The 13,977-nt window shown below is 69.0% G+C and carries 13 protein-coding genes; all 13 read left to right on the top strand.

Features of this window, described 5'->3' with window-relative positions; genetic code table 11:
* Positions 1 to 684 precede the first annotated feature (684 nt).
* The 13 genes from ACIBH4_RS12710 (at position 685) to ACIBH4_RS12650 (ending at position 13,976) form a co-directional block, all read left to right on the top strand.
* Positions 685 to 2,112, top strand: a complete 1,428-nt coding sequence (locus ACIBH4_RS12710) for an aminotransferase class I/II-fold pyridoxal phosphate-dependent enzyme (RefSeq protein ID WP_362514160.1) — start codon at positions 685 to 687, stop codon at positions 2,110 to 2,112.
* 2 nt (positions 2,113 to 2,114) lie between these two features.
* On the top strand, positions 2,115 to 3,308 hold the full coding sequence (locus ACIBH4_RS12705) for an MFS transporter (protein ID WP_362765071.1): 1,194 nt from the start codon (positions 2,115 to 2,117) through the stop codon (positions 3,306 to 3,308).
* Positions 3,305 to 4,324, top strand: coding sequence for a sulfotransferase (locus ACIBH4_RS12700; RefSeq protein ID WP_362514166.1), 1,020 nt, complete (start codon positions 3,305 to 3,307; stop codon positions 4,322 to 4,324). The genes ACIBH4_RS12705 and ACIBH4_RS12700 overlap by 4 nt, the downstream gene beginning before the upstream one ends.
* 97 nt (positions 4,325 to 4,421) lie before the next feature.
* On the top strand, positions 4,422 to 5,249 hold the full coding sequence (locus tag ACIBH4_RS12695) for an SDR family oxidoreductase (RefSeq protein ID WP_362514169.1): 828 nt from the start codon (positions 4,422 to 4,424) through the stop codon (positions 5,247 to 5,249).
* Positions 5,250 to 5,351: 102 nt separating this feature from the next.
* Positions 5,352 to 6,203: a methyltransferase domain-containing protein gene (locus ACIBH4_RS12690; RefSeq protein ID WP_362514172.1), complete on the top strand. Its 852-nt coding sequence runs from the start codon at positions 5,352 to 5,354 to the stop codon at positions 6,201 to 6,203.
* A 78-nt stretch (positions 6,204 to 6,281) separates the two neighbouring features.
* A complete protein-coding gene (locus tag ACIBH4_RS12685; protein WP_362514175.1) occupies positions 6,282 to 7,157 on the top strand; it encodes a family 3 encapsulin nanocompartment shell protein in 876 nt (291 codons plus the stop codon).
* A gap of 84 nt (positions 7,158 to 7,241) precedes the next feature.
* The gene (locus ACIBH4_RS12680) at positions 7,242 to 8,561 is read left to right on the top strand and encodes an FAD-dependent oxidoreductase (protein ID WP_362765074.1); all 1,320 of its coding nucleotides are present in this window, start codon (positions 7,242 to 7,244) and stop codon (positions 8,559 to 8,561) included.
* A gap of 139 nt (positions 8,562 to 8,700) precedes the next feature.
* A complete protein-coding gene (locus ACIBH4_RS12675) occupies positions 8,701 to 9,441 on the top strand; it encodes an aspartate/glutamate racemase family protein (protein WP_362514181.1) in 741 nt (246 codons plus the stop codon).
* 185 nt (positions 9,442 to 9,626) lie between these two features.
* Positions 9,627 to 9,971 carry a hypothetical protein gene (locus tag ACIBH4_RS12670; RefSeq protein ID WP_362514184.1) on the top strand — a complete coding sequence of 115 codons (345 nt, stop codon included), beginning with the start codon at positions 9,627 to 9,629 and terminating at the stop codon, positions 9,969 to 9,971.
* Positions 9,972 to 10,417: 446 nt separating this feature from the next.
* Entirely contained in the window at positions 10,418 to 11,161 is a 744-nt protein-coding gene (locus tag ACIBH4_RS12665) for a hypothetical protein (protein ID WP_362514187.1), read from the top strand.
* Between the two features lie 69 nt (positions 11,162 to 11,230).
* On the top strand, positions 11,231 to 12,043 hold the full coding sequence (locus tag ACIBH4_RS12660; RefSeq protein WP_362514190.1) for a glycosyltransferase family 2 protein: 813 nt from the start codon (positions 11,231 to 11,233) through the stop codon (positions 12,041 to 12,043).
* Positions 12,040 to 13,320 carry a 2-phospho-L-lactate transferase CofD family protein gene (locus ACIBH4_RS12655; RefSeq protein ID WP_362765076.1) on the top strand — a complete coding sequence of 427 codons (1,281 nt, stop codon included), beginning with the start codon at positions 12,040 to 12,042 and terminating at the stop codon, positions 13,318 to 13,320. Before ACIBH4_RS12660 ends, ACIBH4_RS12655 begins: the two co-directional genes overlap by 4 nt.
* Entirely contained in the window at positions 13,317 to 13,976 is a 660-nt protein-coding gene (locus ACIBH4_RS12650) for an HAD family phosphatase (protein WP_362514196.1), read from the top strand. The genes ACIBH4_RS12655 and ACIBH4_RS12650 overlap by 4 nt, the downstream gene beginning before the upstream one ends.
* The last annotated feature ends 1 nt before the right edge of the window (position 13,977 follow it).

Raw genomic sequence — 13,977 nt, 5'->3', positions numbered from 1 at the left:
AAGATCAAGCCGTTCTGGCCGGCTATGCTTTGAATCCGGATTTTCGACTTTATTTATAGGTTTTTAGGGTTTTTGGGATGCGGGTCATCGATGTCCCGCCCCCGGATCCCGCCGGACCCCTCCGATGGCGGGAGCTTCGACGGCTGAGATGGGCGACATATAAAGAGTTTCCAGGTCAGGGTGGCTCCTGTTGGGGGACGTGAAGCGATGACCGTCCTCGCCGCACGCGAGTCACGGCCTCCACCGGATCGCGACGCGCACCGCCGGAGCCGTGGAGACGGTGATTATCCGGTGCCCGGAAGACTGCGGGTGACCGTGGGCGCGTACGGAGGATCGGGTGCTCGTTTTCTCAGCCATACCATTTCTGGCCATTGACACCCTTGGCGCATTTAGGGAACATTCTAAAGATTTCCATAGTCCCCGCCATGATCGATAATTTTGTTCCACGAGCCTGAGTAATCCCCGGAAGAATTGATCTCCGGGGTTTCTCGAATGATCGTCAGCGTTCTTTCCTGTCCGCTCCCTGCCCCGTGATCGCGGCGGGGAGTGCGACGGGCAAGTTCACCGCCGCCACCTTCGACACCGCCGGCCCCGCGTGACCATGACCGCGCCGGTGGTGGTGATCACGCACGCCCGGAAGCCATCGACGAGAAAACCAGCCAGCCAGCAACAAGGAGCTCGACGGTGAACAGAAAGAAGGAGGGGCCCGCGCCGGTCCGGCCGCTGCCGGAGAGCGAGGAGGCCGAGGACGCGCGGCTCGCCATACACGGTGGCGCTCCTGTCCGGCGCGTACCCTGGCCCACCTACGACAAGGGGGCCGTCTTCGTCCACCCCGAGGACGAGGAGGCGGCGATCCGAGCCATCCGCAGCCATCTCTACTTCCGCTACGACTACCGATCCCAGCGCGACACCGAGTGCGGCCGGTTCGAGGAGGAACTGTGCCGTTACTTCGGAACCAAGCACGCGCTGGCCGTGTCGAGCGGTACCACCGCGATCGCGCTCGCCATCATGGCCGCGGGGATACCACGGGGTTCCCTGATCGCCTGCCCGGGCTTCACCTTCGTCGCCACCCCCAGCGCCATCGTGCTCGCCGGTTGTACCCCCCTCCTGGTGGAGGTGGACGAGGACCTCCATATGGACATCGAGGACCTCCGCCGCCGCTGGACACCCGACATCAAAGGCATCCTGGTCGTCCACATGCGCGGTTTCGCCGCCGACATGGAGGCTTTGACACGCTTCGCCGCGGAGATGGGCGTGCCGGTGTTCGAGGACGCCGTACCGGCCCTCGGCGCCGAACTGAAGGGCCGCAAGCTCGGCACCTTCGGGCTCGCGGGTGCTTTCAGTACCCAGTCAGACAAGTCGCTCAACTGTGGTGAGGGCGGCTTCCTGGCCACGGACGACAGCGTGCTCTTCGCCCGCGCGGTCGTGCTCTCCGGCGCCTACGAGGGACGCTTCCGGCGGCACTTTCCCGACGGCGAGCCGCCGATCGGCACCGATCTCGACCTGCCGCTGCTCAGCTTCCGCATGGACGAGATCCGGGCGGCCCTGCTGCGCGCGGAGATGGCCCGGCTGCCGCTGCGCCTGGAATGTTTCCACCGCAACTACACCTACGTGGCCTCGGCCCTATCCGGCCTCTCCCGGATCGCGATCCGGCAGCCTGTGGAACCCGGCGCATACCTCGGTGAGGCGTTCATCTTCCGCGTTCCCGGCGTGGACGCGAAATGGTTCGCGAACGCCCTTTGCCGCGAGGGCGTCGACGCGCGCAACCTCGGTTCCGACGAGGACACCAACGTGCGGGTCTTCTGGAACTGGCGGTTCATGTTCGGTGACAAGGACGCCGAGGAGATCAAGGCGCTACTGCCGAACACCACGAGATACCTGGAAGAGGCGGTCGACGTCCCCCTGTCCTCCAGTCTCTCGGCGGAGGACTGCGATCAGCTGATCAGGGCGGTCCGCAAGGTCGCCGCCGCCGTCGCGCCGGACCGCCGCCACGCGCAACCGGCGCGGGCCGTCCTGAGCGACGATCGCGGGTACGCACCCGCTGGTCAGGGCTCAGGTCCTTCGGCGAAACCGGCCGCCGGGCTGGCCGACCCCGCACCCGTGGGACAGTAGCGATGGAGGCCCCCGCGGAAAGGAGCACGATCCCGCGCCTCGCTCTCGTCGGGGTCTTCGGAGGGCTTTTCTGCGGCTACCTGGGTCTCACCGCCGTGATCCCGGTACTGCCCGGCTTCGTCAGGGAGAGTTTCGGCGCCGGTGACCTCGCCGTCGGGCTGGTCGTCATGGCGACGGCGCTCACGGCCCTGCTCGTACGGCCCATATCCGGCCACCTCGCGGACCGCTACGGCCACCGTCTTGTCATGCTGGCCGGCGCACTGGTCATCGCCGTCGGAGGCCTGCTCTACTTCCTGCCGCTCGGCCTGGACGGTCTTGTCGCCGTCCGGCTGCTGCTCGGTGTCGGTGAGGCGTCTCTTTTCACCGCGGGTGCCGTCTGGGTCGTGTCGCTCGCGCCGCACCACCGCCGCGGGCAGTTGATCGGGCTCTACGGCATCAGCATGTGGGGCGGGATCTCGGCCGGGACCTTTCTCGGCGCGGCGCTGCTGAACTTCGGGTACGGCGCGGTGTGGGGTTTCAGCGTCGCCGCCGCGCTCACCGGTCTCCTGCTGATCAGCTCGGTCCCCGCGCCGTCAGGGACCGAGCGACCCCGGGCGGGGCAGGACGGTGCGGGACGGAACTGGGGGAGCACCCTGCTGCCGCGGCCCGTGCTGCTGCCGGGACTCGCACTCGCGCTCGCCGCCGCGGGATACGCCGGGATCGCCGCCTTCGTCGTCCTCCACCTGCAGGCTCGGGGCGTGTCGTCGGGCGTCGTCGTGCTCAGTACCTTCAGCGCCGTCTACGCCGGCACTCGCCTGTTCATCGGTCACCTGCCGGACCGGCTCGGGCCGCGCACGGTCGCGACCTGGTCCGGCGCCGGTGAGGCCCTCGGCCTGCTGATCATCGCCCTGGCCCCGAACCTGCCCGTCGCCGTGCTCGGCAGCGTGATCATGGGGGTCGGGTTCTCCCTGCTGCACCCGTCGCTCGCCCTGATGGTGATGAACCGTACCGACCCGTCGAGGCAGGGAGCCGCGATCGGTGCCTACACCTCCTTCTGGGACCTGGGCCTGGCCGTCTGGGGGCCGCTGGCCGGAGCGGTCGCGGCCGGGTTCGGCTACCCCGCGGTGTTCGTCGTCGGTGCCGCCTGTGCGGCGACGGCCGTGGCCGTGTCGCTGTGTGTCCGCCGGCCCGACGCGCGGCCGGCGGCCGTGAGTTGAGCCCGTCGAGTCAGGAGTACGCCATCAACACATCAGATCCACCGGGCGCGCCGTCGCTCAGGGTCCTCTGCGTCACCGGCTGGTGCCGTAACGGCAGCACCATCATCGGCAACGTCCTCAACGAGGTCCCGGAGTTCTTCCACGTCGGGGAGATGCACTTTTTGTGGAAGAACGCCGCGGGCATGGGCGCGAACAGCTCGTGCGGCTGTGGCAGGCCACTGACCGAGTGTGACATCTGGTCGAGAATCCTCCCTCTCGACCGGCCGCCCGGGGTCTCGGCGAAGGCCCACGCAGAGATCGTCATTCGCCGCCAGCTGGCCTGCGTGCGGACGCGGCACACCTGGCGCGTGCTCGGCCGCGGGCTGCGCTCCACCGAGATCCGCGAGCACGCCGCCCTGATGACGCGGACCTACCACGCCGTGGCCGCGCTGACCGGCGCACGCGTGCTCGTGGACACCACCAAGATCCCTGGCGAGGCGGCCCTGCTGTCGCATCTCGAAGGGGTGACGCCCTACTACGTCCATCTCGTCCGCGACCCCCGGGCGGTCGCCCAGTCGTGGAGCCGCGAGAAACAGTACTGCTACGTCATGTCGTCCAGGAAGAGCACGGCCTACTGGTACGGCTTCAACGTGGCCTCACAGGCGATCCTCCGGCGCCACCCGGAGCGGTCGATGTTCCTGCGCTACGAGGAGTTCATCGCCGACCCGGCCGGGACGATCGACGCGCTGCTGCGGTTCTGCGGTGCCGACCCCGAGACCAACCCGATGCGGGGCCAGACGATCGAGCTCCACACCAACCACACGGTGACCGGCAACCCGGACCGCTTCAACACCGGCACCACCGTCATCCGGAACCGGGACGACTCCTGGAGAACCGGCCTCTCCATGCCCGCCCGGCTGACCGCGACGACGCTGTCATGGCCGCTCTTTCGGCGCTACGGCTACGGCGGCACACCGCTCACCGGCCGCCCGTGGCGGCGCGGTGCCGGTCCGCCACGGGCGGCCGGTGAGCGTTAGGACCTGGACGGCGGCGGACCGCGTGCACCGGGGGACCCGTAGGACGGATGTCCCGGGCACCGGCGAGAACGGCAAGAACGGCGAGGGAGGAGGACGGTTGGACCTGGGGCTTGAGAACAGGGTCGCGCTCGTCGCCGGTGGCTCCAGTGGCCTCGGCCTGGCGACCGCCATGGAACTGGCGAGGGAGGGCGCGCACGTCGCGATCGGCGCACGCGACCGCGACCGGCTCGCGGAGGCGGAACGGAGTGTGAAGGCGGTGGCACGCGGGCGCGTGCACGCCACGAGTGTCGACGTCACCGACGGGGACGCGGCGCGCCGCTGGGTCGACGAGGTCGCCGCCGGTTTCGGCGCGCTCCACATCGTCCTCGTCAGCGGTGGCAGTCCGCCGATCGGCACGGCCTCACGGTTCGCCCCGGCCGACTATCAGGCGGCCGTCGACAAGGTGCTCTTCCCCGCGGTCGCCCTCGCTCTCGCGGCGCTGCCGCATCTGAAGGCCGCCCGGTGGGGCCGGCTGCTCTTCGTGGCCTCGGAGACGGCGAGCGTCCCCATCGCGCAGCTGGCGCTGTCCGGGGTGACCCGCGCAGCCATCGTGCGGTTCGCCCAGTCGCTCGCCTCGGAGCTCGGCCGCGACGGTATCACCGTCAACGTGCTGGCGCCCGGCGCGACCCGTACACCGCCGGTGGAACGGGCGGCGGCGAAACTGGCCGCGGACGGCGACGTCGAAGCCCAGCTGCGCGTCATGGGCGGGCACAACGCCCTGGGCCGCCTCGCCGATCCGGCCGAGTTCGCCGCCGTGGCGGCTTTCCTCGCCGGGGAGCGGGCCTCGTTCGTCACCGGCGGGCTCCACCTGATCGACGGTGGCGCCAGCGTGGTGGGACCGGAGCCGGCCCACCTCACCTTGGCGAGCAGGGACACCTTCACATGAGGGGCGCGTGGCGGCCGGGGGGTCCCGGCGGGAGGTCCGGATGACAGGACTCGAGACAGGTTTCCCAAGACAGGGTTCCGTAAGACAAGGAAGGCATCCGTGATGTCGAAGACCAGCCACCCCTACACCGAGACGGACGTCCGTGACTTCTTCGACCAGACACTCAGCACCTATCTGAGTTTCTGGGACGGCGACGGTGTCCTGCACACCGGTTACTTCTCGGACGACACCGACGACGACTACCGTGCCGCCGCCGAGCGGACCTCCGACATCCTGGCCGCGGACGCCATGATCGGCGGCTCGTCCTTCGTCCTCGACGTCGGTTGCGGCTGCGGCAACTTCCTCATTCATCTCGCCAGACGGTTCGGCTGCCGGGGAGAAGGGCTCGACCTGAGCGTGGAGCGCGTGAAGTTCGCGCGGGAGGCCCTCGCCGCCGAGGCCGGGCTCGACATCGCGTTCCGCGAGGGCTCGGTCATACAGATGCCCTACGAGGCCGACACCTTCAGCCACGTCGTCAGCCAGGACGCGCTCTGCCTCGTACCTGACAAGCCCGGCAGTCACCGCGAGATCCACCGTGTTCTCAGACCCGGGGGCATCTTCGCCTTCTCCGACTTTCTCCAGCCCAAGGAGGAGATCGGTGAGCGCGCCCGCAAGCACGTCTATGACCGGGTGAGATGGAACAGCGGCTACTCGTTCGTCGGCTACCAGACCGTTCTGCAGGAGGCCGGGTTCGAGATCCTGCTCGCGCGCAACCTGGAGAGTCACATCAGGCAGACCTACCGCGTACTGGGCAGGACGGCCACGGAGCGCGCCGGGGCGACGCAGGACGCCGCGGCCCGCGACTGGATGCTGGCCTTCGCCGAGTCCTGCGCGGAGATCCAGGTCGCCATCGACGACGGTGAGTTCGGCTGGGGGATGTTCGTCGCCAGAAAGCCCGGCACCACCACGTCGTAGCGCCGAACCGCCACGGACACCGACCCACCATCAGTCCCAGACCACGATGAGCGCGGAACCACCACGAGCGAGGAAGCCATGCAGCGTACCGAAGGCATGAAACGGACGATGGCCGAGGTCGTCGCCGAGCGGAAGAAGCAGATGTCGCCGGGCCGGATGTTCGTCGAGGCCTGTATGGACAAAGGACTCGAGGCCTCCGTCGAGTACGACGTGACGATCACCGACTCGCTGACGAGCTCGCGGCGCAAGCCGCGCTATCCGGCACGCAACATGCTCAAGGTCGTCGACCTCTCCAGGGACCCCCGGCGGTACTACTGGCAGGAGAGCCCGCCCCGGCCGGAGGACCCCGTGGTCGACGAGGCCGACCTGAGGCGCGAGGCGGCGAACCGCTTCCACAAGTCGCCGATCCCGGAGCTGTATCCCACCACCGCGTGGGTGCAGGTACCGCCCGGCCTGTGGGAGGACCCCGAGACCTTCGAGTCCTTCATCAACTACCGGTTGATCGTTCGCCTCGGTACGGCCGAGAACCACACCATCATTCGCGGAAAGGGCGGGTTGCTGAACATCCCGGACGTCATACGCATGACGTCGAAGGGGCCGTTCACCTCGACGATCCTCGCGGCCTGCAACGAGGCGGAGCAGATGGGAGGTACGGCCGACGGCCTCATCATCAACCCCGTCGACTACTACCGGTTCATGGGACAGGGCCGTCTGATGGACGACCTGGAGCAGAACGGCGTTTTCATCGTGCGTACGCGCCTTGTCGACCCGGGAACCGCCATCGTCGGGGACTTCGGGCACGGCGCCCAGCTGTTCGACGCCGGTCGTTCGGTGATCCGCTTCGCCGAGCCGCCCCCGGGTACCTTCGCCGAGCCCGGCATCGCGCTCATGGCCGAGATCTACGAGCGGGTCGTGATCAACCTCATGACCAACTTCTTCATCGTGACCCTGTGACCGCGACTCCCGTGAGTGCGACCCCGGGAGCGTGATCCCACGAACGCCGCGAGCCCGGGCCCGTGACCCCGTAGAGGACGACAGATGCCGACAGCACCGCCGCCACACTCGCCGAGCCCGGCGCCCATCCGGAGCGATCCCGACGTCCTCGTCATCGGCGGCGGCGTCGTCGGCCTGTTCTGCGCCTACTATCTACGTCGCGCGGGTCACGGCGTGACCGTCGTGGAACGCGGGCCGGTCGGCGGTCCCCAGTCCTGCTCGTACGGCAACACCGGCTTCGTCGGCACGCAGGGTGCCCTTCCTCTCGCCGAGCCCGGCGTGATGGCCCAGGGGTTGCGCTGGCTCCTCGATCCGGAAAGCCCTTTCTCCATCAGACCGCGGCTCGACCCCGAGCTGCTGTCCTGGCTCTGGCACTTTCGCCGCGCCTGCAACGAACGGGACGCGAAAGCCGGTTTCCGCGTGCTGGTCGACATGAAGAAGCGAAGCCTCGGCATCCTGCGCGAGCTGTGCGCGTCGGGCGACCTCGCCTCCACCTTCACCGCCCAGGGCATGCTCCTCGCGTACAGGACACCGCAGGGGTTCGAGAAGGCGTGCCTGTCGGTGCCCGCTACGGTCGCGAGCGGCGTGCCGTTGCGCGTCCTCGAACCAGGGGAGCTGGGCGCGCTCGAACCGGACGCCGAGTTCGACATCCGCGGGGCCCTGTACAACGAGGAGGGGGCCTACCTGCGGGTTCCCGAGTTCGTCACCGCTTTCGCCCGGATGCTCGAAGGCATGGGCGTCGAGATCCACGAGCGGACCGAGGTCGTCGGCTTCGAGGTCGCGGGCCGCGGGATCCGGCGGGTCAGGACCACGCGAGGGGATCTCGGCCCTCGCGAGACGGTCGTCGCCGCCGGGACGTGGTCGGCGGAATGCGCCCGCGACCTGAACCTCGGGCTCAGGCTCCAGCCCGCCAAGGGGTACTCCGTCACGGTCAAGGCACCGGCCAACGCGCCTCGGCTGCCGGTTCTTCTGGGGGAGGGGAAGGTCGCGCTCGTACCCCTCGGCGACCGCCTCCGCTTCGGCGGAACCCTGGAACTGGCGGGTCTGGACGCCACGATCTCCCGCCGCCGCGTGGACGGCGTCCTGCGAACCGTCCACACCTACCTTCCGAGACTGGAGAGCACCGAGATCCTCGAAACCTGGAGCGGCTTCCGCCCCTGCAGCCCCGACGGCCTTCCCTATCTGGGACGTGTCACCCCCTACCGCAACCTCTCCGTCGCGTGCGGCCACGGCCACATCGGCATGGGTCTCGCGCCGGTCAGCGGCAGGCTGATCGCCCAGATCGTCACCGGAGAACGGCCCGAGACGGATCTCGCGCCCCTGCGCCCCGATCGCTACGGAGGCCGTATCCGGCGCCGGCCCTGACACGGGGACCACGCCCACACCCGTACTCACGACATGACAGAAGCCGGCCCCGGCGCGGCTGCTGTCACAGCGAAGCCCCCCGGGCCCACACCCGTACTCATGGCGTTGACCACCCCCCCTCCGACGGGAGAGAACCCTCATGGCAGCCAAGATGGACACGACGCGCGACGTCACGGTCGGCGTCCTTTGCTGCGACACCGACTTCACCAAGATCCCAGGACACATTCGCAACCGGACCACCTTCGACTTTCCCGTCATCTACCGGGTCGTGGACGGCGCGACGGCGGAACGCGTGGTGACCCAGGCCGACCCCGGTCTGCTCGACCCGTTCATTCACGCCGCACAGGAACTCGAAGCGCGGGGCGCGGCGGCCATCACCGGCGCCTGCGGCTTCCTCGCCATCTTCCAGAGGAAGCTGGCCGACGCGGTCAACGTGCCGCTCTACGCCTCAAGCCTGATCCAGCTGCCCATGGTCCACCGCATGATCCGTTCGGACCGGAAGGTCGGGCTGCTGGTCGCGAAGAAGCCCTCTCTCACCCGGCGTCACCTGGAGGCGGTCGGTGCCGAGCACATCCCGGTCTGCGTCGTGGGCCTGGAGGACCAGCCGGAGTTTCGCGAGGTGATGCTCGAAGGGCGGCGCGCCGAACTCGACGTCGACCGTTTGGGCCGCGAGGTGCTGGGCCAGACCGAACGGCTGGCGAAGGAGAACCCGGACATGGGGGCGCTCGTCATCGAATGCACCGACGTGGTGCCTTACGCGCACGAGATCCAGGCGCAGCTCGGCATGCCGGTCTTCGACATCGTGACGCTCACCCAGATGGTTCACCGGAGCCTGACCCGCAGTCCTTTCGGTCCCCCCGGACCCGCAGGGAACACGTGACCGCGACGGGACGTAATACACCGGTATTTTTGCCGATGCCATTGTTCTGGCCGCGAGTGGTCACCTCGTTGCCGTTGAGCAAGTGTGGTGAAAGTAAGGTGGAGCTGGTCGACTTCCGTGACGCCACCGGGGGCGCCGGGCACGCCTAGGTCGTCGTGGGGCGCGGTGAGGGCGATGTGGGCGATGTGGGCGATGTCAAGTCTTACGGGTCCGACTGCTTCTTCGTCGACCAGTGGTACGCCCGTCACAAGAGCGGCACGCCGGATGTCCAGGGGCGGACGATGCTCTCCGAGCGGGCCCGCGAGTTTCCCGCCGCGCTCGCCTTCATGCTCGTGCTGCCGCCCGACGAGGTCCGTGCCGCGCTCGAGGAGCGCCTGGCCTTTCTGCGGGCGCGGCTGTCGGAGCTGGAGGCCGATCTGACCGAGGGGGGAGGTTCCTGCCCCGGGTCTTCCTGGTGGAGTCGGAGTACCAGCGGGCCGTGCTCGGGGCCGAACTCGACCATGTCCGCGGCCTCGTCGACGACCTGCTGAGGACTACCGCCTATGACGTCCTCCGCATTTCCAGGGGGCGGCCGGTGGAAGGCGGCGGGCGACTCGTGAGGTGAAGCCCATGCCTGATCGCTCAGAGTGACGACGGAATGGCGCCTGGGGCGGAGAGACGAACCCCCTTACGGGGCGCGCGACGAATTGTCCGAAAGTCGAGTTGCGGAACCGCTATTTGGGAGGGGGCGTATGACGGCGCCTCCGTCTAGAAGTATGTTCGGAAGTTGAATTTTGTATAAGGGTTCACCTGGGCATTCGTGTGCGTCTCCAAACCTGTTTTCGAGGGCGGCGGGCAAAAAGATCACATTTTCGTATATTTAGCGCCATTGGAGAAGGTGCTGCCATACTGTGTGGGAGCGCTCCCGCGGCCTGTGCCCGGAGCACGTGAACCATCCCGGATCGCCCTTCGTCTGGAAGAAAGGTGCCGATTCTTCATGACGGCACGTGACGAAAGCCCGTCATCCCGGTCGCTCCTGGACGGGAACGTCACCACGAGTCGACCCGAGCCCGTCTCCGACGTCGTCCTTGGCGGGCGGCGTCGATGGGCCCGGCACATATGGTGGCTGTCTCTGGTCGCCGGGGCGGCCGGTGCCGCGTTCGTCTGGCTGGCGACCCCGCACGCGCGGGAGATCCAGACGGCATGGGAGCTCGTGGCCAAGCTGCTCGCGTTCGCCTGCCTGTGTGTGGCCATCGCGTTCTTCCCGTGGGTGTCGCCGCGCCTGCAGTGGCTGGTCTACATCCCGTTCGTCTTCTTCACCGGCTACATGATCCCGCGGATCAGCTGGTTCTACTATGGCGACGTCGCACGCGCGCAGGGTGACAGTTTCTATACGCACCTCTATCTGCTGCTCTATCCGGCGATCGTCCTCACGGTCGCCGCCGCCTACCGGATCGGGGGCGGTAGTCCGGGCCGCTGCCTGAAAATCATGGCGACCGGCGTCGTCATCCTGTTCTCGGGGTTTCTCGACCTCATGTGGTTCGTCGTCAACCCGGTGGCGATCCCCGAGGTCATCGACGCCCCCCACATCAACCTGTTCACCGGCGGTCCGATCTCGTACGGCGCGACCATCCTGTTCGCCCTCGCGCACGTTCCGATCGCCATCGGGATCCAGCTGCTTCCCCTGGATCGCTGGATCGCCCGCCTGCTGGGGGCCGGGGAACTCGCGCCGGTCCGGTAACCGGCTCCGGCGGATCCATCTCGTCATGGCCGTCATGCCCGTATCTGAAGCCCTTCCGGGAGGTGAGATTTGCCGAACACGCATGTCGGGGCCCGCAGCGTCGACATCTCGGTGGCGGCACCCGCGTACAACGAGGCGGACAACATCGCAGCGGCGGTGACGGAGTGGCGCGACTACCTTGAGCGGCACCCGGCGGTCGGCGCGTGGGAGATCGTCGTATGCGACGACGGGAGCAGCGACGCGACCGGAGCCATCCTCGCGGCACTGCGAGCCGACTGCCCCGAGCTCGTCGTCGTCTCGTTCGACCGCAATCGGGGCGCGGGCGCCGCGATCGCCGCCGCGATCGCCCACACCCGGCTGGACTGGGTCGTGCTGCTCGACTCGGACGGCCAGTTCCCGATCGCCAATCTCGACGCGTTCATCCCGCGCATCCAGGCCGGTGAGGCGCTCGCCTTCTCCGGTGCCCGGATCAGGAAGGCCGACGGCCTGCCCTACCGGTGGGGGTCGGCGGCCAGCGGCGCGGTCAGCAACGCCCTGCTCCGCACCCGCTACCGTGACTTCAATTCGATCTTCAAGGTGGTCAGCGGCCCGCTGTTTCGCGCCCTGCCGCTGGAGTCCGGTGGGATGAACTGCTCGACGGAGATCACGGCGAGAGTCGCCGAACTGGGTCATACCTGGATGGAACTCCCCATCGAGCACCGGCAGCGCGGTGGCGGCAGTCGCGGCTGGCGGTTCTGGAAGGGAGCGTGGGACCGTGCGCTGTTCGTGGGCTACGTGGGATACCGCAACTGGCTGCTGCGCCGGGGCGTCCTGCGCGCACCAGGCCCGTCCGCGGCACCGCCACGGCCGGCGGCAGCCCGTGTGACGGAGGAGACCCGATGAGCGCTCCTCCACACCCTCTGAGCGCGGTCACCATGTTCAGCGGCGGGCGCGGCGGGGCCAGCATCGCGCGCCGGCTGCTGAGCGTCCCCGGGCTCACCCTGTCCCTGGTGATCAACGGGTACGACAACGGACTGTCCACCGGCGCGCTGCGGCGTTATCTCCCGGGGATGCTCGGGCCGTCCGACTTCCGGAAGAACTGCCTGCTCCACCTCGACCGCGGCGATGCGCATCAGGCCGCGCTGATGTCCGTCCTCGAACATCGCCTGCCGGCCGGGATCACGCCGGAGCGTCTCGGGGACCTCATCGACGAGATCGCCTCGTCCGGGCGGCGCGCGGGTCGTCCGCCGGCCGGCTCGGTCTCCGGCACGCCGTTCGACGCGCTGCGGCCGGAGGCGCGAGAGGAGATCACGCGGGACCTGCGCCTGTTCGCGCGCCGGCTCGGCGCGGAACCGTACGGGATCGACCTGGGCGACTGCGCGCTCGGCAACCTCGTGTTCGCCGGTGCGTATCTGCGCGCGGGGGAGGACTTCAACGCCGCCGTCCGCTCCTGCGCCCACACGTTCGGCTCCCCGGTCCGGCTGCTGAACGTGACCGGCGGTGAGAACGCCTTCCTCGCCGCGCTCAAGCGAAACGGCCGCCTCCTGGCCGACGAGGCCGACATCGTCGCGCCGCAGGACGGCGAGGCGATCACCGACCTGTTCCTGCTTCGTCAGCCGATCGGCCGCCGGTTCCGGGCCGAGTTGGAGGGGCTGCCCGCCGCACGGGTGCGGGAGGTCCTGGCACCCCATCGCGCCGACGTCACGCCGAGCCAGGAAGCGCTGGACGCGATCAGGGACACCGACCTCCTCGTGTACGGGCCGGGCACCCCGCACTCGTCGCTCCTGCCGAGCTACCTGACGCCGGGCGTCACGGACGCGATCGCGGCGAGCCGGGCCGTGGCCAAGGTGTTCGTCGTCAACATCCGGGACGACCACGACATCCAGGGGCTGACCGCGCCCGATCTGGTCGACCTCACCCTGTCCTATCTCGGTGACCCCCGTAACGAGCGGGGCACCGTCACCCATGTCCTGTGCCCCACCCCCGGCACACCGTCAGACGGCCTGCCGCCCATGCCCCCGGCGCCGCGAGCCGTGATCGACCGCGGTGAATGGGCCGGGGCGCGGTGGGTCACGGCCGACCTGGAGGATCTCGGACGTCCGGGGGTGCACGGCGGCCGCAGCACGGTCGACGCCCTGATGGCCATCTGCGGCGAGGCGGCGCTGGCGGGAGCCGAGTGACCCCCTCGCAGGCCGGCGTGGTGGCCGGCCGCCGGACGTGGTTGTGCGACCTTGACGGCACGATCGTGGACTCCTGCCCGGCGCACGAGGCCGCGTTCCTTCAGGCGATCACGGAGATCGCGCCCGGCGCGCTCGCCTCGTTCAGGTACGCCGACCACACCGGTGCGAGCACCGCCGAGGTGGCGTCACGGCTCGTCCCCGGCGACACGGGCGCGGCCGAGCGACTGACCCGGCGCAAGCAGCGGCTCTACCACGAGTACGTCGAGGCGGGAATGGTCACCGTGCTGCCCGGTGCCCGCCGTCTCCTCGGACGCCTCACGGAGGACGGCCGCACGGCGTACCTGGTCACCAGCGGCAGCCGCGGGTCGGTCGAGCGGGTCCTGGCGGCCTGCTCCCTGGACGGCTACTTCCGGGCCGTCCTCACCGGCGACGACGTCACGGTGAGCAAGCCCGATCCGTGGTTCTACGCGTACGCCTGCCGTCGCTGGGCCGTCGACCCGGCCGACGCCGTGGCCGTGGAGGACTCCGCGCACGGGGTGGCGTCCGCGGTCGGCGCCGGGCTGGTGACGCTCCAGGTCCACGCCGCCGAGCCCGCGGCGGGGGCGATCGCCGTATCGGACCTTGACGAGATCGTGTCCATCTTCCACCAGGAGTAGC

This window comes from Streptosporangium sp. NPDC050284, from assembly GCF_044459525.1.
Lineage (GTDB): Bacteria > Actinomycetota > Actinomycetes > Streptosporangiales > Streptosporangiaceae > Streptosporangium.
Note: the sequence above shows the minus strand (reverse complement) of the source record. Positions and strands in the feature narration are given on the sequence as shown.